Source organism: Pseudovibrio sp. Ad13, from assembly GCF_001623225.1.
Lineage (GTDB): Bacteria > Pseudomonadota > Alphaproteobacteria > Rhizobiales > Stappiaceae > Pseudovibrio.
The window spans coordinates 1-23213 of the sequence record NZ_LMCC01000004.1 but is presented as its reverse complement, the minus strand read 5'-3'; the positions used below and the strand labels follow the sequence as shown (position 1 = coordinate 23213).

General features: G+C 52.0%; 20 protein-coding genes. 15 read left to right on the top strand and 5 right to left on the bottom strand.

The window, feature by feature from the left end; genetic code table 11:
* Positions 1 to 20: 20 nt before the first annotated feature.
* The 8 genes from fliJ to PsAD13_RS04745 all read left to right on the top strand — a co-directional run bounded on the left by fliJ (position 21) and on the right by PsAD13_RS04745 (position 10534).
* On the top strand, positions 21 to 428 hold the full coding sequence (fliJ, locus tag PsAD13_RS04780) for a flagellar export protein FliJ (RefSeq protein ID WP_057461950.1): 408 nt from the start codon (positions 21 to 23) through the stop codon (positions 426 to 428).
* A 237-nt stretch (positions 429 to 665) separates the two neighbouring features.
* A complete protein-coding gene (locus PsAD13_RS04775) occupies positions 666 to 1106 on the top strand; it encodes a paraquat-inducible protein A (RefSeq protein WP_063305028.1) in 441 nt (146 codons plus the stop codon).
* A gap of 138 nt (positions 1107 to 1244) precedes the next feature.
* Complete coding sequence (locus PsAD13_RS04770; RefSeq protein ID WP_063305027.1) at positions 1245 to 3518, top strand: mechanosensitive ion channel domain-containing protein; 2274 nt, start codon at positions 1245 to 1247, stop codon at positions 3516 to 3518.
* Between the two features lie 307 nt (positions 3519 to 3825).
* Positions 3826 to 5349, top strand: coding sequence for a glycerol-3-phosphate dehydrogenase (gene glpD, locus PsAD13_RS04765; protein ID WP_063317650.1), 1524 nt, complete (start codon positions 3826 to 3828; stop codon positions 5347 to 5349).
* A gap of 224 nt (positions 5350 to 5573) precedes the next feature.
* The gene (gene glpK / locus PsAD13_RS04760) at positions 5574 to 7073 is read left to right on the top strand and encodes a glycerol kinase GlpK (protein WP_063317449.1); all 1500 of its coding nucleotides are present in this window, start codon (positions 5574 to 5576) and stop codon (positions 7071 to 7073) included.
* A 193-nt stretch (positions 7074 to 7266) separates the two neighbouring features.
* Positions 7267 to 8184, top strand: coding sequence for a dihydrodipicolinate synthase family protein (locus PsAD13_RS04755; RefSeq protein WP_063317448.1), 918 nt, complete (start codon positions 7267 to 7269; stop codon positions 8182 to 8184).
* A complete protein-coding gene (locus PsAD13_RS04750; RefSeq protein WP_063317447.1) occupies positions 8166 to 9401 on the top strand; it encodes an FAD-dependent oxidoreductase in 1236 nt (411 codons plus the stop codon). Before PsAD13_RS04755 ends, PsAD13_RS04750 begins: the two co-directional genes overlap by 19 nt.
* An 86-nt stretch (positions 9402 to 9487) precedes the next feature.
* The gene (locus tag PsAD13_RS04745; protein WP_063317446.1) at positions 9488 to 10534 is read left to right on the top strand and encodes a 4-hydroxyproline epimerase; all 1047 of its coding nucleotides are present in this window, start codon (positions 9488 to 9490) and stop codon (positions 10532 to 10534) included.
* Positions 10535 to 10698: 164 nt separating this feature from the next.
* Here PsAD13_RS04745 and PsAD13_RS04740 read toward each other — a convergent pair whose 3' ends face one another.
* Positions 10699 to 11613, bottom strand: coding sequence for a LysR family transcriptional regulator (locus PsAD13_RS04740; protein WP_063317445.1), 915 nt, complete (start codon positions 11611 to 11613; stop codon positions 10699 to 10701).
* Between the two features lie 122 nt (positions 11614 to 11735).
* On the opposite strand from PsAD13_RS04740, the gene PsAD13_RS04735 reads away from it, so the two are divergent.
* Together PsAD13_RS04735 and PsAD13_RS04730 are read left to right on the top strand one after the other, a co-directional pair.
* A complete protein-coding gene (locus PsAD13_RS04735; RefSeq protein WP_063308156.1) occupies positions 11736 to 12659 on the top strand; it encodes an SDR family NAD(P)-dependent oxidoreductase in 924 nt (307 codons plus the stop codon).
* A 131-nt stretch (positions 12660 to 12790) separates the two neighbouring features.
* Entirely contained in the window at positions 12791 to 13162 is a 372-nt protein-coding gene (locus PsAD13_RS04730; RefSeq protein WP_063308155.1) for a DUF4345 family protein, read from the top strand.
* Between the two features lie 90 nt (positions 13163 to 13252).
* Here the strand turns inward: PsAD13_RS04730 and PsAD13_RS04725 are convergent, their stop codons facing one another.
* Complete coding sequence (locus PsAD13_RS04725) at positions 13253 to 13960, bottom strand: DUF4336 domain-containing protein (RefSeq protein WP_063308154.1); 708 nt, start codon at positions 13958 to 13960, stop codon at positions 13253 to 13255.
* 375 nt (positions 13961 to 14335) lie between these two features.
* On the opposite strand from PsAD13_RS04725, the gene PsAD13_RS04720 reads away from it, so the two are divergent.
* Positions 14336 to 16171, top strand: coding sequence for an SLC13 family permease (locus tag PsAD13_RS04720; RefSeq protein ID WP_063290183.1), 1836 nt, complete (start codon positions 14336 to 14338; stop codon positions 16169 to 16171).
* Here PsAD13_RS04720 and PsAD13_RS04715 read toward each other — a convergent pair.
* Together PsAD13_RS04715 and PsAD13_RS04710 are read right to left on the bottom strand one after the other, a co-directional pair.
* Positions 16168 to 17223, bottom strand: a complete 1056-nt coding sequence (locus PsAD13_RS04715; RefSeq protein ID WP_063317444.1) for a helix-turn-helix domain-containing protein — start codon at positions 17221 to 17223, stop codon at positions 16168 to 16170. The genes PsAD13_RS04720 and PsAD13_RS04715 overlap by 4 nt on opposite strands.
* Before the next feature lie 126 nt (positions 17224 to 17349).
* Positions 17350 to 17535 carry a hypothetical protein gene (locus tag PsAD13_RS04710; protein WP_063317443.1) on the bottom strand — a complete coding sequence of 62 codons (186 nt, stop codon included), beginning with the start codon at positions 17533 to 17535 and terminating at the stop codon, positions 17350 to 17352.
* Positions 17536 to 17553: 18 nt separating this feature from the next.
* Here PsAD13_RS04710 and PsAD13_RS04705 point away from each other — a divergent pair, with 18 nt between their 5' ends.
* Positions 17554 to 17976, top strand: coding sequence for a DUF805 domain-containing protein (locus PsAD13_RS04705; RefSeq protein ID WP_063317442.1), 423 nt, complete (start codon positions 17554 to 17556; stop codon positions 17974 to 17976).
* Positions 17977 to 17991: 15 nt separating this feature from the next.
* Here the strand turns inward: PsAD13_RS04705 and PsAD13_RS04700 are convergent, their stop codons facing one another.
* Entirely contained in the window at positions 17992 to 18738 is a 747-nt protein-coding gene (locus PsAD13_RS04700; protein WP_063317649.1) for a hypothetical protein, read from the bottom strand.
* A gap of 177 nt (positions 18739 to 18915) precedes the next feature.
* On the opposite strand from PsAD13_RS04700, the gene PsAD13_RS04695 reads away from it, so the two are divergent.
* The 3 genes from PsAD13_RS04695 (at position 18916) to PsAD13_RS04685 (ending at position 22419) form a co-directional block, all read left to right on the top strand.
* A complete protein-coding gene (locus tag PsAD13_RS04695; protein ID WP_063317441.1) occupies positions 18916 to 20274 on the top strand; it encodes a P-loop NTPase fold protein in 1359 nt (452 codons plus the stop codon).
* A 203-nt stretch (positions 20275 to 20477) separates the two neighbouring features.
* Complete coding sequence (locus tag PsAD13_RS04690) at positions 20478 to 21854, top strand: sodium:solute symporter family protein (protein WP_063317440.1); 1377 nt, start codon at positions 20478 to 20480, stop codon at positions 21852 to 21854.
* Positions 21855 to 22053: 199 nt separating this feature from the next.
* On the top strand, positions 22054 to 22419 hold the full coding sequence (locus tag PsAD13_RS04685) for a hypothetical protein (protein ID WP_063308148.1): 366 nt from the start codon (positions 22054 to 22056) through the stop codon (positions 22417 to 22419).
* Positions 22420 to 23213 lie beyond the last annotated feature (794 nt).

Sequence of the window (23213 nt, the reverse complement as noted above, 5' to 3'; positions counted from 1 at the left end):
CGGTAAAGGGAGTATTGCGTATGAAGAATCGTGAAGGCCTTTTGAAGCTTAAGAAGTTCAATGTTGATGAGAAGCGCCGTCAGGTGACTCAGATTGAAACGATGTTGAGTGATTTTGATCGAATGGCTGAAGATCTGGAGAACCAGATTGTTCAGGAGCAAAAGCGTGTTGGTATTGATGATATCAGCCATTTTGCGTATCCGACTTTCGCTCGCGCGGCTGCACAGCGCCGAGATAACCTGAAGCACTCGACTGAGGAATTGAAGTCTCAGCTTGAGAAAGCGCAGGACGAGCTGACTGACGCTGTTTCCGAGTTGAAAAAGATCGAGTTGATGGATGAGCGTGACCAAATGCGTCAGCGTGCTGCCATGGATGCGATTGAACAAGACGGAATGGACGACATTGCGGGGCGGATGGCGCGTCGCTAATTCTTCCCGAGGTTGAGGGTGTCTCTCGTTCTTAGACGGAATGACCTGATACTCTGATAACCCGAACTGGTCTTAACCTCTTCATAATCCTTTATTGATCGCACTGCGCCTGTTCGCGGTGCGATACCTCGTGGTTGCTTTCATTTCACCAATGTTTATTTATAGGCTGTTGCGTCCAGGTCTCGCGCTGAGAACTGAGCAGTGTCCACTTTTCGGGAAGACGCTTCAGGAGCCTTTATGCCTGTTTTACTTGGGTTTTTAATTCCACTTGCCGCGTTTTCGTTCGGTCTGGGGCTGACATTGCCACTCTTGAGTATGGAGCGCCTTTATTTTTTGGAGGATACGCCAAGCCTGTTGCAGGTGATTGGCGGGCTCTATGAAGGTGGTGAGGTTTCAATTGCCGGACTTGTCTTTGTGTTTTCTGTCTTTCTACCTGCCCTGAAGATTCTCGTACTCGGTATTTCCGCATTGCATCGGTCATCCAGCAAGTGGCTTCGGGCGCTCAGCTATCTTGGGAAGTGGTCCATGATGGATGTGATGCTGGTGGCCTTGGTGATTTTTGCAGCCAAGACAAGCGGGCTTGCCAGTGCTCAGGTTTTGCCGGGATTGTGGTTTTACGCTGCTGCGACCCTTTCAACGGCGACTGCTGCATTCATGGTTGGGCGGGTTGCCAGATAACACATGCATGCTTTCTTCTGTCAAAAACTCTGATTGCGCAGGGTTATTTTGTCGGTTTGTCTTCACTGGATCTTCTCGTTTATGGTGTAAAGCGATAGTGTTCGCTTGAATTTTGCTCGTTTCCATTTTGGGTGATCCATGCTTTTCCGGTTTCTTATTGCGGCATTCGCTGCGTTCTTTCTCAGTTTTGCCAGTACTGCGCAGGCTCAAACCTCCTCCACTTCTGCTGAGGGTGGGGCTGATGTGCAGCAGGCCAAGCAAGCTCTGATCAAGGTGCTTGAAGACCCGAAAGGGCGTGAGGCGCTTGTCAAAATCTTGCAGGAGCAGCAGGCCAATGGCTCGTCTGGTTCCGGGGCATCCACGGCCACAGCAAACCCGGCTGCCAAAGCAACGATTGCGGCGCAGATCGGGACTTATGTGCAGGATGGTGTTTCGAGTTTTTATGACTTTGGTACGCTCATCATCACAGGGCTATCCGGTTATGAGGACTTGCTGGATGGCCAGTCTAAAGTGGATCATTCGCGGTTGTTGGATGGCATTTTCAGCATCATCCGGGTGCTGTTGCCTGCGTATATCGTACTGATTATTTTGCATAAGATATCAACCGCTTATATGCGGCGGTATGAGAAGAGAGTAGACCGGCACCCGCTGTTCTTCCGTGTTGGACTGCTGGCGATTACCTCCGGTTTTGATGCCGTGTTTGTTGGGGTTGCGTCTGGCGCTGGCTATCTGTCGGCTTACATTTTTTCGACGGACCCAACGGTTCAGAGCGTCAACAATGTCGAGTTGTTTGCTATCAATGCCTTTTTCCTGATTGAGATGTCGCGGGTGGTGATCCGGTTTGTGTTTGCACCGCATCGATCAGCCTTCCGCCTGTTGCCATTTTCCGATCAGGAAGCTGTTTTTTGGTCGCGGCACCTAATTATGATTGTCGGGATCCTTGGCTTTGGCATTCGCTTGGCCGTGCCGATGGTTGGGGTGAATTTATCTGCGCAGCTTGCGGGCAGTGTGCGGGTCACTGTTGTGCTTGTTTGCCTTGTTTATCTTGTGACGATTATTCTTCGGTCACGGATGCGGGTCCGCCACGCTATTCGCGGATATGCCGAGAGCTTTCGAGGCTCCAACTTCTCAGTTCAACTCTTTAAGGCGCTCGGCTTTGGCTGGCATTTGCTAGCGTTGCTTTATGTGTTTGCAATCATGGTTGCATGGCTGCGTACGCCGCTTGATGCCATCAATTATATTGCCAGAACCAGCGCTATGTCCCTGCTTGTCATCTTCATCGGGCTGGGCATCATGATGTTGCTGACGAGGGTGATCCGGAAGGGGGTGAACCTTTATGATGCGCTGGATCATGTGCTGCCTACGTTTGAAAGCCGCCTGAACTCCTTCCTGCCGACTGTTTGCATGGTGCTGCGGGTTATCGTGGGTCTTTGTGTGATTGTTGGTGTTCTGGAAGTTTGGGGTGTTGGCAGTTTCTGGCAGTGGATCTGGTCGGGTGACGGTATTACCTTTGCGAACTCCATCATGTCTGCTGTCATTGTCATCCTTATTGGGTTTGCTCTCTGGCTGACGATTATGTCCTGGATTGACCTGCGCATTCTTGAGCGGGAGGGGAAAGTTGTTTCCAGCCGGACCAAGACGCTGTTCAAGCTGTTCAGCAATGCAATTTCCATTTTAATGATTGTGATGTTCACACTGCTGGCTCTATCAGAGCTTGGCATTCAGATTGCTCCGTTGATTGCTGGTGCTGGTGTGGTTGGTCTGGCGGTCTCGTTTGGTTCGCAAAAGCTGGTGCAGGATGTGATCACTGGTGCTTTTATTCAGCTTGAGAATGCGATGAACGAAGGAGACTTTGTTGAGGTTGGTGGTATTTCCGGGACCGTTGAGCGATTGAGCATTCGCAGCGTGAGCCTGCGTGATCTCAATGGTACATCGCACATCATTCCATTCTCTTCTGTGACGAGCGTTTCCAACTCCACCCGCGACTTCGCTTATGCGGTGTCGGTTATGGGTGTTGGGTATGGCACTGATATTGAAGTCGCTAAAGAAGCCATGCAGGAAGCCTTCCGCCGATTGGAGGAAACACCGCACAATGTTGCGATCCTTGGTGAGTTGGAAATGCATGGTGTGACGGCGTTTGGTGACTCTGCCATCAATATTCGGGCGCGCATTAAAACCTTGCCGGGCAGCCAGTGGGCAATCGGGCGGGCTTATAATGAGTATCTGAAGGTCGTGTTTGACGAGCGCGGCATTGATATTCCATTCCCGCAAGTGACCTACCATGTGGCAGGCGACAGCAAGCCAGAGGAGGTTCCTCAGGTTGAGCAGAAAGCTGCGCAGACAAAAGCACAGGGTACCAAAAATTCTGGTGGAGAGGGAGAGGACATTCCGCCGGACGATGGTCCCAATTAATGTGATTTGAGTTGAAACAGGCACCGAAACAATGCAGTTTCGGTTTCATATGAAAAAGGCGCGTTCGTTTTGATCACGAACGCGCCTTTTTGCTGTTGCACGATGTTAAACAAATGGACGAGAGAATTAAGCCAAACAGACGTTTTTTTTGCTTGCTTATGGGAGTTTCGTTTTAATACATATATATGATAATAGGTTTCGTTGACTTTCGAAAATATTCGAATAGGTTCGGCGTAATGAATATGCGTGCTATCACGGATTCACTGGCGAGAACCGTGACATTGAGGGGCCAGTCATGAGCAAGACCATGAGTAAGAGCTATGATCTATTTGTCATAGGGGGCGGGATCAACGGCTGCGGCATTGCTCGGGATGCCTCTGGTCGCGGACTTTCAGTTTTTTTGGCGGAAAAGACTGATTTTGCAAGCGCGACTTCTTCTGCCTCGACCAAGCTGATCCATGGCGGATTGCGGTATCTGGAATATTATGAGTTCCGTCTTGTTCGTGAAGCTTTGAAGGAACGCGAAGTTCTTTTGAACATGGCGCCGCATATCATCTGGCCGCTTCGCTTTATTCTTCCGCACCATAAAGGCTTGCGTCCGGCGTGGTTCCTGCGTCTTGGTCTGTTCATGTATGACCATCTGGGTGGTCGTAAACTGTTGCCAGCAACGAAGACTGTGCCGCTGGACAGCGCTCCGTTCAATGATGGCTTGAAGTCTCTTTTTACGCGCGGTTTTGAATACTCCGATTGCTGGGTGAATGATGCGCGTCTGGTTGTGCTGAATGCGCGGGATGCCGCTGCACGTGGTGCTGAAATTCGCCGTAACACTGAAGTTGTCCGCGCCTCCCGTACCGCTGGTGGTTGGGAGATTGAAATTCGCGATAGCGTGAGCGGCAAGAGCGAGCTGGTGCAGGCGAAAGCGCTGGTGAATGCGGCAGGGCCCTGGGTGTCTAACGTTCTGAAAGGCGCCATTGGGCTGAACAGTCAGGCGAATGTGCGTCTTGTGAAGGGCAGCCATATCATTGTACCGAAGATGTTTGGCCATGATCGCAGCTTCATTTTCCAGAATGCGGATGGCCGTATTGTCTTTGCGATCCCTTATGAAGATGATTTCACGCTGATCGGCACCACAGATGTTGATTATCAGGATGATCCGGCAGGGGTTTCCTGTTCTGAGGATGAGGTTGCGTATCTGTGCAGCGCGGTGAGTGAGTACTTCTCTAAAGAAGTGACCCCGGACATAGTTGTGCGAACCTATTCCGGTGTGCGTCCTCTTTATGATGATGGTGCGAGCGAAGCGCGTGCGGCGACGCGTGATTATGTTCTTGAGATGGATGAGGGTGAGAGCAAGGCTCCATTACTGAGCGTGTTTGGTGGCAAGATCACCACACACCGCCGTCTGGCGGAGCATGCGTTGGAGAAGCTGGCGGATTATCTGCCGCAGGCTGCCAAGAAGAACAGTTGGACCAAGGACAGCGTTTTGCCAGGTGGTGACTTTGAGCCTGGTGACTTTGGTGCGAAGGTTGCTTCTTTGAAATCAGCTTATCCGTTCCTTGAGCATGACCATGCTTATCGTCTGGTGCGTTCTTATGGTTCTGATGCCATGAAGATCCTCGGGTATGCGAAAACCAGTGCTGAGATGGGCGCGCATATTGGCGGTGATCTTTATGCCTGCGAAGTGAACTGGCTGGTTGAGCAGGAATGGGCGGTCACGGCTGATGATATTTTGTGGCGGCGTTCCAAGCTGGGACTGCATCTGCCGAAGGAAGCTGCAGGTGTGCTTGAGCATTACCTTGCCAGCTACTTTGAAGCGAGCCGCATGGCTGGTTAAGTTTCAGGCTCTGTTTTTCCTGGTGAAAGGCAGAGCCTGTTTTATGTCATGGCGCCTTGTATGGGATGGTATACACAAAGGTTGGCCTATATCTTGGTGTTTTGACCTTTGTATTTTGGTAAGTGACATTCTAGGTTCATCATCAGATTGTTTCGGCGCCTCAGAGAATAAACTGGTGCCAAATTGGATTTTCGAAGAGGGGAACCCTCTTCCGGGAGGAATAAATGACAGGGTGGGTGCTCTCCATTGATCAGGGGACGACGTCAACGCGTGCGATCGTTTTCAATGACAGTTTTGAAAGTGTGGGTGTCGGGCAACGGGAGTTTCCGCAACACTTTCCGCATGAAGGCTGGGTAGAGCACGATCCTGAAGACCTCTGGTCGACGACTGTTGAGACATGCCGCGAGGCTTTGTCCGGCGCTGACCTTGCTGCCGGGCAGATTATCGGTGTGGGCATTACCAACCAGCGTGAGACAACGCTGATCTGGGACCGCATGACCGGTGAGCCAGTTTACAACGCGATTGTCTGGCAGGACCGCCGAACCTCTGCCTTCTGCAGCACATTGAAAGCGGCGGGTCATGAGGAGCTGTTCACCAGCAAGACTGGTTTGCTGCTTGATCCTTATTTCTCCGGCACCAAGGTTGCCTGGATTTTAGACAATGTTGAGGGCGTGCGTGAGCGGGCTGAAGCTGGAGAACTGGCGTTTGGCACAGTGGATACCTGGCTGATCTGGCGTTTGACTGGCGGCACCTCTCACGTGACAGATGCGACCAACGCTTCGCGTACTCTTCTTTATAACATTGGCGAGAACCGCTGGGATGACGAGCTGCTGGCTTTGCTGAACATCCCGAAGAGCCTGCTGCCGGACGTGAAAGACTGTGCGGATGATTTCGGCACAATCACTGCGGATCTGTTTGGTGCCGAGCTGCCGATTTATGGCGTGGCTGGCGACCAGCAGGCGGCAACGGTTGGGCAGGCTTGCTTTAAGCAAGGCATGGTGAAGTCCACTTACGGCACTGGCTGCTTTGCATTGCTGAAAACAGGTGAAGAGCTGGTTTATTCCAAGAACCGTTTGCTCTCTACCATTGCGTATCGCCTTAACGGCAAAACGACCTATGCGCTGGAAGGCTCCATCTTTATTGCCGGTGCTGCTGTGCAGTGGCTGCGTGATGGGCTGAAGATCATCGAGACCGCTGCGCAGACGCAGTTGATGGCGGAAAATGCAGATCCGGAAAGCCATGTCTATCTGGTTCCGGCGTTTGTTGGTTTGGGTGCTCCTTACTGGGACCCTGAAGCACGTGCGGCGATTTTCGGTATGACTCGTTCTACCGGTCAGGATGAGATTGCGCGGGCGGCACTGGAAAGTGTTGGCTACCAGACTGTTGATCTGATCAACTCCAAGTCGTCCGACATGGGCTCACCGCTGAATGGGGACACCGTGCTGCGCGTTGATGGCGGTATGGTTGCTTCTGACTGGACCATGCAGTTCCTTGCCGACATTCTTGGCCGTCCGGTGGATCGCCCTGTTGTTCAGGAAACCACGGCGCTTGGCGTTGCGTGGCTTGCTGGTATGAAGGCGGGTGTGTGGCCGAGCATGGAAGAATTCTCCAAGCGCTGGCATCTGGACCGTCGTTTTGAGCCCAACATGGACGCAGCCGAGCGTGAGAAGCGACTCTCCGGTTGGCATGACGCGGTTTCCCGGACCCGTTCTCAGGCCTCCTGACCTAAGTGATATTAAGCTGCGGGAGGTGCCGGATTGCCGGTTACACACTTTCCGCAGTGTTATTAACTTGCTGAATTTATTGCTTTTCCACTGTGGTGCTGGATTTATTTGCTTTCAGATATATCACAGTATTGACCTTTGAGGGATTGAGGGTCATATTGCCTGTAATATATCACAGGTGAGGATAATCAAAATGTGGACTGGTGTTTACCCGGCTGTCACAACAAAGTTTACAGAGAACGATGAGCTTGATTTTGCAGAGATGGAGCGTTGCTTCCAACTGCAGATGGACGCTGGCTGCGATGGCATTATTGTTTGTGGTTCTCTTGGTGAAGCGATGGCGCTGGAGCCAGAAGAGAAAATCGAAATTCTCAAGCTTGCCAAAAAGGTTTGTGGGTCCAAACACGTTATCATGACTGTGTGCGAAAGCTCCACACGCCGCGCGATGAAAGCAGCGGCGGATGCAGCGGCAGCTGGCGCAAATGGTCTGATGGTTCTGCCGGGCGTTCCCTACCGCTCTGCACCGCCTGAGACTGTGGCGCATATCAAGGCTGTTACCAAAGCTGGCGGCGTTCCGGTGATGGTTTACAACAACCCGGTTGCTTACGGTGTTGATGTGACGTTGGACATGTTCGCTGAGCTGGCAGACGAGCCGCTTATTGTTGCGATGAAAGAGTCCACCGATGACATTCGCCGCGCAACAGAAGTGATCAACCGCTTTGGCGATCGTTTCAAGGTGCTGACCGGCGTTGACAACCTTGCGCTTGAGAGCCTGATGATGGGCGTTGATGGCTGGGTTGCTGGTCTTGTTGTGGCTTTCCCACGCGAAACTGTTGCGATCTACAAGCTGGCAAAAGCTGGGCGTTATCAGGAAGCGCTTGAGATTTACCGCTGGTTCCGTCCGCTGCTGGATCTGGATGTCTCCACCAATCTAGTCCAAAATATCAAGTTGGCAGAGATGGTCGCTATCGGCTCTAATGACCGTGTTCGTGCGCCACGTCTGGCTTTGTCCGGTGCGGAGCGTGCGCGTGTCATCAAGGTGGTGGAAGATGCAGTTGCATGCCGCCCGGAACTGCCGGAGCTTAAAGAGCTATGCGACACATCCATGTAATCGGAGCCGGGGTTGTTGGATTGGCAACAGCCCTGCGCCTTCAGCAAGAAGGCCACAAGGTTGCTCTGATTGACCGCAATAGTCCGGGTGAAATGGCCAGCCGTGGCAACGCGGCTGGCATTGCATGGACTGATGTTGCGCCTTTGGCATCCAAAGGCATTTGGCGGAAAATACCCGGCTGGCTGTTAGACCCGCTGGGGCCACTTTCTGTGCGCCCTGCTTATGCACTCAAGATCCTGCCGTGGATGCTGCGGTTCTCGCGGGCATCGCTTCCTGACAAACTGAAACATAGTGTTCTTGGCAAAGCTGCGATCAACAAGGCTTCGCTGCCTGCATGGGAACGGCTGTGGCAATCCTCAGGCACGCGGCATCATGTGTTTATGAAGGGCTGTCTTGAGGTTTATACCGAGCACAGTCAGATTGAGGGTGTTCGCAAAGGCTGGCAGGAGCAACGTGAGCATGGCATTGAAGTTGAAGAGCTCAATGGCGACCAGATCCGTGAGTTAGAACCTGATTTTTCTGAGAATGTTGTTGGCGGAGCACTGGTTCCGGGATGGATGAGTGTTGATGATCCGCATGCCCTGTGCCTGAGCCTTGCAGAGGCTTTTGAGCGCAACGGTGGCAAGATCCTCAAGAAATCGGTTTCCTATGTTCAGCCGCAGGGCGATCACATTGTTCTGCATTTGGAAGGTGAAGAGCAAATCCTCAGCGATCATGCGGTGATTGCTTGTGGTGCGTGGTCCAAGACGCTGGCGGCGCAGTTGGGAGACAAGGTGCCGCTGGAAACGGAGCGCGGATACAACACCACATTTTCTGAGCCGAATGTTGCTTTGAAGCATGCTGTTATGGTGCCAGGACTTGGCTTTGCAGTGACGCAGCTTTCTCACGGATTACGGGTTGGTGGTGCTGTTGAGTTTGGCGGACTGGAGATGGAGGCCAACTGGAAGCGGGCTGACGCGATGGCCGAGAAGGCATCTCGTTTGTTGCCCGGCCTGAACCGTGAAAACGGCATTCGCTGGATGGGACATCGGCCTTCTATGCCGGATACCTTGCCGGTGATTGGACATTCTAAACAAAGCGACCGCGTGACTTATGCGTTTGGGCATGGTCATCATGGGCTCACACAGGCAGCTATTACGGCTGAGCTGGTCAGTGACCTGATTTGCGGTGAAACACCAAAAATAGATTGCACGCTTTACAGTGCTCAACGATTTTAAGCGCGGTTCTGCCGGAGGAGAGAGAGGGCTCCATCGGTTGACCGCCGGCATCCTGCATTGATGCCATGGAATAAGGGGAGGGGAGCTTGGTCTCCAAGAGTTTTTTCTGTGTTGATGGGCATACCTGCGGTAACCCCGTGCGACTGGTTGCGGGCGGCACGCCAGCCTTGCGCGGCAATGATATGCTGGAGCGGCGGGCGGATTTTCTCAAGCGCTATGACTGGATCAGAACCGGACTGATGTTTGAGCCGCGCGGGCACGACATGATGTCCGGCTCCATGCTGTTTCCTCCAACACGGCCTGACTGTGATATGGCGGTGCTGTTTATTGAGACATCCGGCTGTTTGCCCATGTGTGGGCACGGCACCATCGGTACGATCACTATGGCGCTGGAAGAGGGGCTCATTGAGCCTCGTGAGCCGGGCAAGGTGTATTTGGATACGCCTGCTGGTCTTGTGGTTGCCGAGTATTTTGAAAAAGACGGATATGTTGAGAGTGTTCGCCTGACCAATGTGCCAAGCTATCTGGCAGAGACTGGTTTGAGCGTTGACCTGCCGGGTGTGGGTGAGATCAGCGTTGATGTGGCGTATGGCGGCAACTTCTACGCCATTGTTGAAGAGCAGGAAAACTTTCCGGGTCTTGAGAATGTAGGTGTCTCACAGCTGCTCGACTGGAGCCCACGGTTGCGGGCTGCTTTGAATGAGAAGTACTCTGTGACGCATGCCGAAGATGAGCGCATTCACGGTATCAGTCACATTCAATGGACTGGCAAGCCAACCTCTGATGCTGCTGATCGGCGCAATGCGGTGTTTTATGGCGACAAAGCACTGGACCGTAGCCCGTGTGGGACCGGTACATCTGCCCGCCTTGCGCACCTTTACGCCAAGGGCGAGCTAAAGGTTGGTGACACCATGCGCCATGAATCCGTCATTGGATCTGTGTTTGTGGGCGGTGTGAAGGAAGCGGCCAAAGTGGGCGGCCATGACGGCATTATCCCAACCATTGAAGGCTGGGCCCGCAAAACCGGCTACAACACCCTCTTCCTCGACGACCGCGACCCCTACATGACCGGTTTCCAACTGGCAGCCGACGGTGTGAAGCACTTTCCGGAGAAGGGGACATACGGAGAGTGATTGTGAATGGTAGGCAAGAGTGAGTTTCTTGCTTTGGCAAGCCACTCTTACCTTTCCAAGCATTAGAGCACGTCGCGTTCATTAGCATTCACGCATCGTGCTCTGACATCTTTGGTGGAGCGAATTCTTCTCGTTTGATTGAATCCAATCAAACGGAACGCGCTCTAGGTGTCAGATGTCGTTCCAGCGACCCAGAATTCGTTGCGGCGGGTGGTGATGCGTTGGGCTATGAAGTCAACGAAGAGGCGGACGCGGGCGGTGTTGCGGAGGTCTCGGTGGAGGAGGAGCCAGATGCTGCGGTAGGGCATTGGTTTTTGGAAGGGCGCGCGGATGAGTAAGGGATGCCTGTCGCCCAAATTGCAGGCAAGGTAAGCCATGCCTAAGCCTGCGGCGGCCAGAGAAATGAGCGGCACCAGTTCTGAGACCCTGTGCTTCAGGAGCGCTTTTGGGTAGCAGCCACTTTTGATCCATGGTGCCGTTGTCTCGCCTTCTGCCTCATGCCAGCCGATGAAACTCAGGCCTTCGCCGCTGTTGTCTTTGATCTTTTCAGCGTATTCCCGTGTGCAATACGCTGCTTGTGACATCTGCACGAGCTTTCTGCCCACAACGTCTTGTGTCACCTCGTCAGCGATGCGAAAGCCAACGTCTGCTTCTCGTCTGGTTAGGTCAGCGACATTGTTTGTGAAGTTCAGGTTCAGCTCGATTTCCGGATACTTTTCTGCAAACAAGACCAGATCATCCATGATGGACGTCATGGCCAGACCATGGGGCATGGTGACGTAGATGGTGCCGTGCGGCTCTGCATCTCGCCCGACGATGATGCGTGAGGCTGCCGTCATCTCGTCTTCAACCCGCTCTGCGTAGGGAAAAAGCGCTTCGCCCAGTTCTGTTAAAACAAGTCCTGTCTTGGAGCGGTCAAACAAGCGGTTGCCAACACGTTCTTCCAGAACTTCCAGTCGTCGGGCAAGAGTTGTGTGGTTGACCCGGATCAGGTTTGCGCCGCCTCTCAGTGTTCCGCTGCGGGCCACGGCCAGAAAGTACTTTAGATCATCCCAGTTCAGAGCGTAGTTTTCTTGCATGATCAGGCCTATACCCTGTGGTTCAAATTTGGAACATAACGTCCACTTTTACCTATCTACACTTCAAATTTCAACCAGCGTACGTTTCCTTCATCGAACATACTTCAACAGGAAACGCAGCAATGTCTCCGATCAGATCTGTTTTGATTACCGGTGCGAATGCAGGGTTAGGCCGTGAGGCGGCACGACAACTTGCAAAGACCAGCAGTATTGAGAGGATTTACCTCGCCTGTCGCAATGAAGCCAAAGCTTTGGCAGCAAAAGCTGCGCTCGAAGCTGAGGCCAAACGCGCAATTTTTGAAATTATCCTGATGGACGTGATGGACCCGGAGTCTGTGCGTCAGGCCATCAGCCAGATGGCGGCACCGGTGGATGCTCTCATTCTCAATGCAGGCGGCGTGGGTGGCCGGTCGCCCAATGGCATGACTGCACATGGCGTGACCAACATTTATGCCGTGAACCTGCTGGGTCATGTGGTGTTGGTGGACGAGATGCTTGAGCGTCAGTTGATCACCTCTACCGTGCTTTACGCTGGTTCTGAAGCTGCGCGTGGTATTCCTAAGATGGGTGTTGCCCGCCCAGTGTTGAAAGAAGCATCCGTGGACGAGTTCCGCGCTATGGCGGATGGGCGCACGTTTACTAAAAAGAGTGATCCAATGGATGCCTATGCGAGCGTGAAGCTTATTGGCGCTCTGTGGATGTCTTCCATGGCTCGTCAGCACCCGCATATTCGCTTTGTGACCATGAGCCCGGGCGGTACCACTGGCACCAACGGGTTTGATGATATGCCCTTCCTCAAAAGGCTTTTCTTCAAGCATGTGGGCGGCGTTCTGATGCCTTTGCTGGGCATGATGCATGGCGTTGAAGATGGTGCGAAGCGCTATGTGGATGGCATTCTGGATCCGAAGTTCAGGAGCGGTGTTTTCTACGCCAGTGCTGGCGAAGGTGCTATCGGCAAGCTGACTGATCAGGCCACTCTCTTTTCTGCTCTCAACAATCACAGTTTTCAGGACAACGCCAATCAGGCTGTCCATCAACTCATCTAATTCCCTAAAGCAGTTCGCATTTAAGTTGAAACACCTGAACTGCTTTCGTCTTTGTTTTTGCGTATCTTTATCCGAAATCCGGTTTCCACTTTTCGGAGACACGCTGTAGTTATTTAATCTGGAGAGAACCTATGGATCTTATCTATCTAATTATGGTTGGCGCCCCGACACTTATGCTTCTCGGTCTGGGGACCGTCTCAATGTTTGCTCCGTCGCGCATGACGAAGAACTTTGCGCTTGAGCCCGTTGGTGTTGCCGGTCTGAGCACGATCCGATCTGTGATTGGTGGGCTGTTCTTATCAAGTGTTGCGCTTTTGATTATTGGGTTTGTGACGGCGCAGCCGCAAGCCTATGTTGCCGTTGCCATTTTGCTGGGTGTTGTTGCGCTGGGCCGTGTTGTCGGCTTGCTGGCAGATGGATTTGTAAAAGAGGTTGTTCCGCCGCTTATTGTTGAGCTCGTTCTTATCGCAGCTTTGCTTGGTGCTTTCTTACGGCCTTTCTAAGAGGACCAATGCTCCTTTAAGGGCTTGGAGTTTTAGGCGGTGGGGAACCAGAGTTCTCCGCCGTTTTGCTTTTTTAAAAGGGTCGATAAGCTAGCGTGACCTGATCTTCAACCAGCGGAAGGCTTGGTCAAGGTAAGCAGCACCGTCAGTGGTTACAGGATCACCGTGTGCGACTACGACCGCTTTTGTCGGCCAGCCGAGAATTTTTTTGAGTGCTTTTCGGGCTGTTGTCTTATCGCGGAAGGCGACGCGGAACTTGCGTGGCACACTTGGTGTTGGCTCTGTCATCAAATCGAGCCGTGCAACGAGGGCCCGCCATCCTCTGAACCATCCTTTAGGAAACTGCTGCAACAGGTCTGTGAACAGCGTGGTTCTGCTGGCTTTGTGAAAGAACACCACCTCTGTTGTAATGGAGTTGCCACCCACGACAGACTGGGTAATCTCTGTTTGCCAATCTGCCTGAGGCGTGTTGCTCAGGGTAGAGGCGAAGGACAGATCTGGTCTCTTTTCAGCCAAACCGGGAGCGGCGTGAAGTTGGGCCTGAGGATAAGCCGTGGCCCATTCCGTGAGGAAGCTGTCGTGCAGATGGTTTGGTGCGATGATGTGGCGAACGGGGCCGAGCGCATCTATTTGGTCTTTCAACTTGTCTGACAAAGCTATGGGCGACCAGATGAAGAGCTCGCCATTTTGCAGGCGGATGACCGCCATGCGGGTTGAGTAACGAAAGCCAAGTGCGGCTGTGATGACTGGTCCACTTGCCAACCAAATTTCCGGAGCGAATGAGTAAAGCGTTGACATGACGTTCCTCATTGTGGAAGTCAGGCGCGTGGTATTTTGTGCCCTATGGTCATAATTCTAGAATATCCCGGGATGTGATGAAACCATCTGTTTTGCCAAGAGTGGAGGACAAAAGTGGGATGAATGCCAGCTTGATGAAGGGAATTCATGCTCTTTTGCGAAATTGAATAAAGTATAGGGGTAATAACCTATAATATATCCACAGTCACAAATACGCGGTTTGATAGCAAAACGTTTACATATATCTCGTGATAAACTAAGCGGTGGCCTATAAGACCTCCTGTCTTATTAAGATCTGCCGAGTATGCCTCGTATGCATCGCACAGATTTTGCGACCAGAACTCTCTGATTTACTTCTCGAAGGACTCTAAGACGATGTCTTGGGAAATGCTTTTCACCTTCTTCGTATTGTTTGCAGCCGTCATCCTGTTTGTTTCCGACAAGCTGAGGTTGGACCTTGTTGCGATCATGGTGATGTTGGCGCTTGGGCTGTCTGGTATTCTGACGCCTGCTGAAATGCTTTCGGGTTTCGGATCCACCGTTGTTATTCTGATTGCCGGACTGTTCATTGTTGGTGAGGCGCTGGCTCAAACCGGGATTTCTTATGCGGTTGGAGACAAGATCGTTCAGATTGCGGGGGATCAGGAGTGGAAGCTGATCGTGCTGTTGATGCTGACGGTTGCGGCGCTGGCGTCTGTTATGAGTGTAACCGGGGCAGGGGCGATCTTTATTCCGGTTGCTATCCGCCTTGCGAGCCGCTCCAACCTTTCTCCTTCGCGGCTGCTAATGCCACTTGCTTATGGGGCGCTGATTGGCGGGATGCTGACCTTGATCGGTACACCGCCCAACCTGATTGCCAATGCTCAGTTGCAAAATGCTGGCATGGAGCCGTTCAACTTCTTCATCTTCACGCCGATCGGGCTCGTTATTCTCATTGTGGCTGTGATTTACATGCTGGTCTATGGCCGCCTGTTTTTGCGCGGTCAGCAGCGGCCACAAGGGGCGACGGAGCAAGGGCGCCGGACGCTGCAGGGTTTTTTGGAAGCCTACGATATTGAGGACAAGATTGTCCGCTTGCGGGTCCGTGAGGATTCTGAGCTGGTTGGGCAGACTGTTGTGAGCGCGAAGCTGCGGCGGCGGATTGGGCTTACACTGTTTGGGTTGGAGTATACCTCCACCACGACCAAGCGGCTGAAGGTGACGTCGACCCAGACAAACCGTGCCTTCAAGGCTGGTGATATTGTGTTTGGGGTGATGCAGGAGCCTATCAGCGGGGATGTGTTTGCCTGCATCGGGCTGGAGCTGTTGCCGATGGGCGAAGAGGGGCATCACCTTTCTGCTCGTGAGCTTGGCATGGCGGATTTGATTGTGGCGCCGGATTCCAAGCTGATCGGCAGAAAGATCAGTGGTGCCGGGTTTCGGACCAACCACAACCTGAGCGTTGTTGGGCTCATCCGTAAGGGGGAAACTCTGCACGGGAACTTTGGGAACATTGAGCTGAAGTTTGGGGACCAGTTGCTTGTGGTTGGGGACTGGGAGAACATCAGCAAACTGCAGGCGGCGCGCGAGAGTTTTCTTCTGCTGGCGTTTCCGGAGGAGATCAAGAACTATCTGCCGCGGCGCAAGCTGGCGCCTGTCGCGCTTGGTATTCTGGCGGTTATGCTTGCGCTCATCATTTTCCGCGTGGTGCCTAGTGTGACGGCGGTTGTGCTGGCGGCGACGGCTATGGTGTGTGCGGGGTGTGTTTCGGTCAATCGGGCTTACACCTCCATCAACTGGCCCAGTCTGATTTTGATTGCGGGGATGATGCCCATGGCCACCGCTCTGGAAAAGACGGGCGGGCTGTTGTTGATCGTGGACCAGATTGTTGGGCTTTATGGCGATAGTCCGCCTTATGTGATGCTGATGTCGTTGTTTTTGCTCACCTCTGTTTTCAGCCAGTTTACGTCGAACACGGCGACGGCGGTGCTTATTGCGCCTGTTGCGTTTGAGGTGGCTGCGATTATGGGCGTGCGGCCTGAGCCGTTTTTGATGAGCGTTGCGATTGCGGCTTCGACGGCGTTTTGTACGCCTGTGGCCTCGCCCATCAATACGCTGGTGATGGGGCCGGGGAACTACCGGTTCAAGGATTACGTGGTGATTGGCGTGCCGCTGCAGATCATGGCGCTGGCGATTGCCACCCTGCTCATTCCGGTGTTTTTGCCGTTCTAGCTGAGGTTCAGGATCCAGTCTTCGTATTGTCGGCCTTGCTTGATTTCTCCCTGAGCGGCTGCGGTGATCTCAAAGGATTTTGAGCGCACCTGGCGGGGGGAGAAGCCGAAATATTGTTTGAACATACGGCTGAAGCTGCTTTCATTCATGAAGCCAAAGTCCAAAGCCACCTGATAGGTTGCTCTGTAGGCGTTGCGCGGGTCTAGCAGTGCGCGCAAGACGGCCTTCATGCGCCTGTCGCGGATGTATTTGCTGACGCCGCCGAAAGACAGAAACAACTCGTAGAGTTTGCTGCGCGATACGTTTATAGCGCCGCCGAGATAGTCCGGAGACAGGTTGGGGTTGGTCAGGTTTGCCTCGATAATGCGGCGGGCGCGGGTCATCAAGGCCAGATTGACACCTTCCCGCCCTGCCTCGCTTTCATGAGGCATTCCATTCAGGCACGCTGCAATCAACCCCATGGTTGCGGGCACGAGTTGCTGGGCTTGCTGCATGTTTAGTTTGCTGGTCTGGGCGCTGACTGACGAGAGATGTTCGCGCAAAATCACGTTTAGTGGATGGGCCGCCGGGAGTGTTTTTAAGTTGCTGTCATCCGGGCTGTGCAGCAGGGGCGCCAGCTGCTCGCGTGCAATCAGAATGGAGCGATTGCTGTAACTGCCCGAGATTGAGCCACCTTCCTGTGAGAAATCCAGAAAAATGCAGTCGCCCTTGTTGAGGTTGACGCTCTTTTGCCCGGCATAGAATTCGGCGTCGCCCTCATCATGAACCATCAGCAAATAATGATCTACGCCATCTCGTGCCATGGCCGCATTGGTGCGGTTGGCGATGTGGGCCTGTGCTGTCACCTGAGAGAGCATGAGGGAATCGAACAGCACAGACTGGATCTCACCAAAGAAATCCAGCTGATCCTCGCCGCGGTGAATTTCTGCCTCGCAAAGACAGGCTAAGCTCTCTCGCCAAAACGCAAATCTGTCTTTTCGCCGGATGGAATTTAATGAGAATGAGTTTCTTGGTAGGCCGACGATCGGTTCCGTTTGAATTGCCTCACTCAACGGCCCGCCTCCTGCTGCATGAATGCTTTAGACATGCATACTATGTGATGTATTTGACAAGTGCACAACTGCAGGCACATATATAATTTAGTAGATGCCTATGGCGTTCAGGAGGTTTTTGAAGCCTCAGTTATCACGAGCAGAAATGCGTTTCGCAGCCCGCACCCTCATGATAGTTGCGACGGTTTGCTTCTTACCACCTGCAATCGGTTTTGCATCAGAAACAGGTTTGTTATCTGCACCCTCAATATTTTGGGAATACTGCGATGAGTTTGGGCGCTTTAGAGTTGCCAGACCGACTTCAGCGCACATGAGCAATATGGTGGTGGGATGTTCTATCTTGGGTTTAAAGGCAGGTTGAGCAGAGCGAAGTTTTGGTTGTTTAACCTGTTCTGGATTGGCCTGTTTATGTGTGGTCTGGTGTTCATGATTGAAGTGTTCCCGATCGCTTCTCACCCCGTCCCAAAGACACTGGTAGTTCTCATGTCCATTGCCCTTTACTACATCCAGTTTTCGCTAATGATCAGGCGCTTGCACGACATGGGAAAATCCGGCTGGTGGTTTGTTCTCTATTTCCTTGTTCCGTCCATCTACTTCGCCGTCCTCCCAACACTCCCGGAATATGGTGCCTCACTTGTCGTCAGTCTTGTGTTTGCATTCGTGGCAATGGGCGGACTGGCGAACGTTGGTTTTGCAGCGGGGACGAAGGGACCGAACAAGTATGATGTTGAGCCGGCCCCGGTAGCTGCGTGAGCTAGAATGTTTTTGTCAGAGTGTGAGGATCTTCTTTAAGGGGAGTGATGCGCTGTAGGGTACTGGTATCCGGCCAGGTGAGGACATCATCTGATCGAACACTTCATCCAGATCCTGAGCTTTGGAAAGGTTTTCCTGAGGCGGGGTTACAATCTGGATGATCAGGCGATCCTCTTTGTTAGGATCTTCGATGGTTACATTGCGCCAAGCGTAAGCGGTCGATTTCTCGACAACAAAAACGTAATATGAATCCCAGTTGGCATCCAGTGTGACAAGCGCGAGACCGGCTTTGTCAAATATGGGCGCATAATGGGCTAAATTGACTGGGAAAGCAGTGTGTTCAGAGTAGTAGTCATCCTCATGCTGTCTCAGTAGCGCCATGTCAGGTCTTTCAGATACGCCATGTGCATTTAGCATATCATCAAACTCCGGGCCGATTTCTTCGCTGTTATCTTTCCAATCAAAGTAAGCGTGTTCTGGGTGCGTAAAGGCGAAAAACTCAATGAGATACCAAGCCAGAGTGACACTTCTGCTTTCTGGTTTGACAACAAACTCTTTTCCAATCGCATTTTGGATTGCATTGGCGTTCTTGTCAGTAACACCTGCCTCGATCGCTCTTGCGACCTGTATTGCTCTTGAATCATTGTTGGTTAGCATGCGAACCAGCCGCACCCGTTCCGCATCAAACATGCCCTGCCGGATCGCGTAAAAAGCCGCAAATGCAATGGCCAGTGCCAGCAGTGCTATGAAAATGATTTTCATGTCTTCAATAATCCCGTCCAAGCAACCCTGAGCTTTGAAATTTGCAGCTCACGATTGTTTTAATCTTGTAATTGCAATTTATGGGAGGGTAATTTTGCAGCATTGCCTGTAACTTGAGCAGGTAGGTCCAGCGCAAGATTCCTTATGCTTGGGTCTAACTCATTTGAGGTGCTGTAAGTGAGACTGTTTCCGCAAGATAACGAAGTTGTTCTTTATGAGAGTGGGTTTGAAGACGACCTGCTTGGTCGAGATAAACTATCAAAGCAATTATCGGAACTTATTGAGAAGATAGAGGACCCGCTCGTTCTCGCTTTAGATGACAAGTGGGGATCGGGTAAATCGTTTTTTTTGAAGCGATGGGTCGCCGCACACAAAAATGATAATGCTGGAAAGGCTACAACCGTATATTTCGATGCCTTCGAAAATGACTATCTCTCAGATCCGTTGGTTTCTATTATTGCCGCTGTTGGTGAGCGTATTCCAAGCAATAAAGCTGACACCGTTAAAAAATGGAAATCGACAGCAACGAAGCTTGTGAAGCCTGCATTGAGAGTTGGGCTTTCGTTTGCAACATTTGGGGCTACGAAACATTTCGATGAAATGGGGGATGTTATTGCAGATGCAGTTGGCTCAGAAGGGAAAGCCGCTCTAGATGGGCTATGGGAAGCAGAAAAAGAACGGCAAGATGCAATCTTGGCATTCAAATCTGTGCTCACTGAGCTAACAGAGAGTGATGGAGCTCCAATCGTCATTGTTGTTGATGAGCTTGATCGTTGCAGACCCGATTATGCTTTGTCGGTTTTAGAAGTGATCAAGCACTTCTTTTCGGTACCACGAGTTCATTTCATATTAGGTGTTAATCTAATTTCTCTGGAGAACAGTGTCCGAGCCAGATACGGCGATGCTGTTGATGCAGAAGGTTATCTGCGCAAATTTATTAATGTCTCTTTTTCTTTGCCAAAGTTTCTCGTGACCGAAGGCAATGTTGATGTAGCTATTTCATATGCTACACAGATGAGCTCTAGCATGGGTTTGCCTGAAAAAATCTCCAAAAGATGTATCCACCTGCTTAAATACATAGTTCAAGTGAATGATGTTTCTTTACGGGATGTAGGTAAAATACTATCAAAAATTGCGTTGGTCCCACCTGAAGCTTCTGAAAAAAAATATTATGAAGGATGGATTGATGTACTTTGTGTTTTGCTTGTTAGTTCCGTAGTAGATCCTCAATTCCAAAGCGAGTTGATTTCTAAGTCAGTTTCCTTTGAACGGATTATGAGTTTCTTAGGTGCCACAAATGCTTTGATTTCTGACAAGATTGAAGAAACCTACAATGAAAACTATGACCATGACCTCACAATCTGGTTAGTTGAAATTGCTTATTGCTGTTGCCCCAAAGATTTGAAAGAGGCGGAGTATTTGCCTGCGTGGAAAGATGAAATTGGACAACAATTTGGGAACTATATGTTGCCTAGAAAACCAAATGATATGTTCGCAATGATCCAAAAAGACTGGGTTGATTTATTCCGGCTTTAAAACTCGTGTGGTCGGTTAGCTTGCTTTATTATCCGAGCCTGTATTGCTTGAGAGTTGTTTGTTGGTTTTTGAGCAAGACCTAGGAAGGCGGTATTCCCCAAAACCCCGCCTTTTAATCTCCCGCCTTACTCTCACGTAATGTCTTCCTGTTAGACGTGGGCGCGTTCGTCCCTCTTGGTCTCGTCTAAAAGGAACCCCTGCTGATGATCGATATGATTATCGTGGCTGGCTATTTGGTTGGCATACTTGTGGTGGGGCTTTGGGGTGGTCGGATTCAGCGGGGGCTGAAGGATTATGCGACGGCGGGGCGTGAGTTTGGCTCTCTTGTTATCTTCGCCACCATGTCCGCCTCTTTTATCGGCGGGGGCTTTTCTACCGGCAATGCGGAGAAGGTGTTTTTATATGGCGTTGCCAACATTGTGGCGCTGTGGGGCTTCAGCTGTAAAGAGATTGCGGTTGCCACGCTGATTGCGCCCAAGATGAAGGCGTTTCCCGATGCGGTGTCTGTTGGTGATGTTATGGGCAAGGCCTATGGCAAGCTGGCCAGACTGACCACGGGTGTCTGCGGTTTGTTGTTGTGCTGCGGTATTGTGGGCGCGCAAGTTGGGGCGATTGGCATCATCTTCAATGTGTTTTTTGGATTGGACCGGTTCTGGGGCATCGGGATCGGCTGCGGCATTGTTATTCTTTATACGACGCTGGGCGGTATGCGGGCGGTGGTCTATACCGATGTGGTGCAGTTCGTTATTCTGGCGATTGGCATGCCGCTGGTGCTGGGCTTTGGCATTTATCAGATTGGCGGCGTTGATGCGCTGTTTGCGGCGGTGCCGCCGGATCATCTGAGCTTGCCCGGGCCGGACTTTGGCTGGATGGGGCTGATTGGGCTTATTCTTGTCTTTATGTTTGGGGAGACTTTGGTGCCTCCTTATATGCAGCGCTTGCTGGCGGGGAAGACCGCATCTGCTGCGGCGCGCGGTACACTCTATTCCGGGCTGTTCTCTTTTCTCTTCTTTGCAATCACCGGAGCCATTGGTTTGGTGGCCTTTGCGCTGGACCCGGATTTGAACCCTAATAATGCCATGGCCTTTGTGATTGTGAGCGTTATGCCGCCTGTGCTGAAGGGCCTGGTGTTTTCCGGTGTGATTGCGATTGTGATGTCTTCCGCCGACTCTTATCTCAACTCCGCCAGTATTGCGTTTGTGAATGATGTGTTGCGGCCTTTGCGGCGCAAAGAGATGCGGGAAGAGGACCTGCTGTTCATCGCCAAGCTGGTGACGCTGGTTGTGGGGCTGCTTTCTATTGTGTTTGCCGTCTCTATAGAGAGCATTCTGGATATTCTGATTTACGCCTACAATTATTGGGCGCCGATTGTGCTGGTGCCGCTGGTTGCGGCGATCTATGGCGCTCGTCGTGGAACCCCTGCGTTTGTGGCCGGGGCGGTGACGGGTGTTGTTGCGACGGTGTTGTGGCAAAGCGGGCTCGACTCGCCTTTTGATCTGCCCGGACTGGTGATTGGTGTGCTTGCCAATCTGGTTGTGTTCCTCTCCATGCCGAAATCTTCCATCTATATGCATGAGTGAGTGAGAGCGGCTGGTTTGCTCAAGACATTTTGATGTTTTGTGGGTTGCAGGGCGGGGTTGGTGCGCTAGCCTCGCGGCTAACCTGGAGCTTGATGCGTCCCTTTACGGTCACGCATCGTGCTCTCACATATTTGGTGGAGCGGTTTTATGGGGTTTGATTGCATAGGATCAAACTGATCACGCTCTTATGGAGGCTTTTATGCGTGCTTTTGTTTCTGGACTATTCCTCAGCTTGTTGGTGACCCCGGTTTTGGCCGGAGAGGCTGATGTGGTCAACGTGAATGTGACCCCGCAGGCGGAAGGCTCCTATCGGTTTGAAGTGAGTGTGCGCCACAGCGATGAAGGGTGGGACCATTATGCAGATGCGTGGGAGGTGCTTTCTGAAGACGGTAAGGTGCTGGCCGTGCGGGTGCTGGCCCATCCGCACGTGGATGAGCAGCCGTTCACACGGTCTTTAAGCGGTGTGCAGATTCCAGAAGGGATGTCTCGGGTGGTTGTTCGTGCCAGAGACAGTGTTCATGGATATGGCGGTGAGACGGTAACCGTGGACCTGCCGGGGCGGTGAGGCTGGTTCTGCCGGGACAGGCTGTCATGGTTTGCGGTAGGATTTGGTGAGGCGGGCATAAGTTGGGTTTGGGCTGGGTGGCTCGGGCCTGACGGTGAGGGGGATAAGTAAGGCTCGGTTGGAGCTGCGGGTGCGGGCGGCTGGATCGGGCTTTTGCCGTGTTTGCTGACATAGGAACGCAAGATCGCGCGTCTCACACCGGAATAACGCAGACTAACGCATAAGAACGCAAACCCGGTGAAGGGCGGTTTGCGGCGGTTGAGCGACTCGCTGAAGTATCAGAGGGGCGTTTGCGGTGGTTTGGGTGTGCTGGGGGTGTGGGTTTCGTTTGAAAAAGTTGGATATCCCCGTCTGTGCAAATTTTGGTTTTGTTAAGTTTTGGTGTTTTGGCTGGTTGTTATTGGCTTGTTTCTGCGGCTTTGGGGGTGCTGGTGGTGGTGTGTGGGTTGATATATGAAGTTATTGAATTGTTTGAATTTTAGTTTTTGCCCGATTGTTTTGTTTTTTTGGAGTTTGCGTGTTGACGGGTCGGTCTGGTATCCCTATAACCCGCTTCACGCCACCGGGGCGGGCCACTGAGGCGCGGTTCTGGAGGCACAAAAACAGAAGGATTTACGGGGTTTTTAAGAGGTCTTGTAAGTCTGGATATTGAGGCGAAAGTCTCCGCTCATTGACAATTGAATACGGAAGAAGAAAGAGAAACGTGGACGGCGGTTATTCGCGAGTGTCTTGGTAACAAGACGCTGTTACGGAATAGCTGACTTAGTTTACGTTTTTCAGAACACCAAAGATTT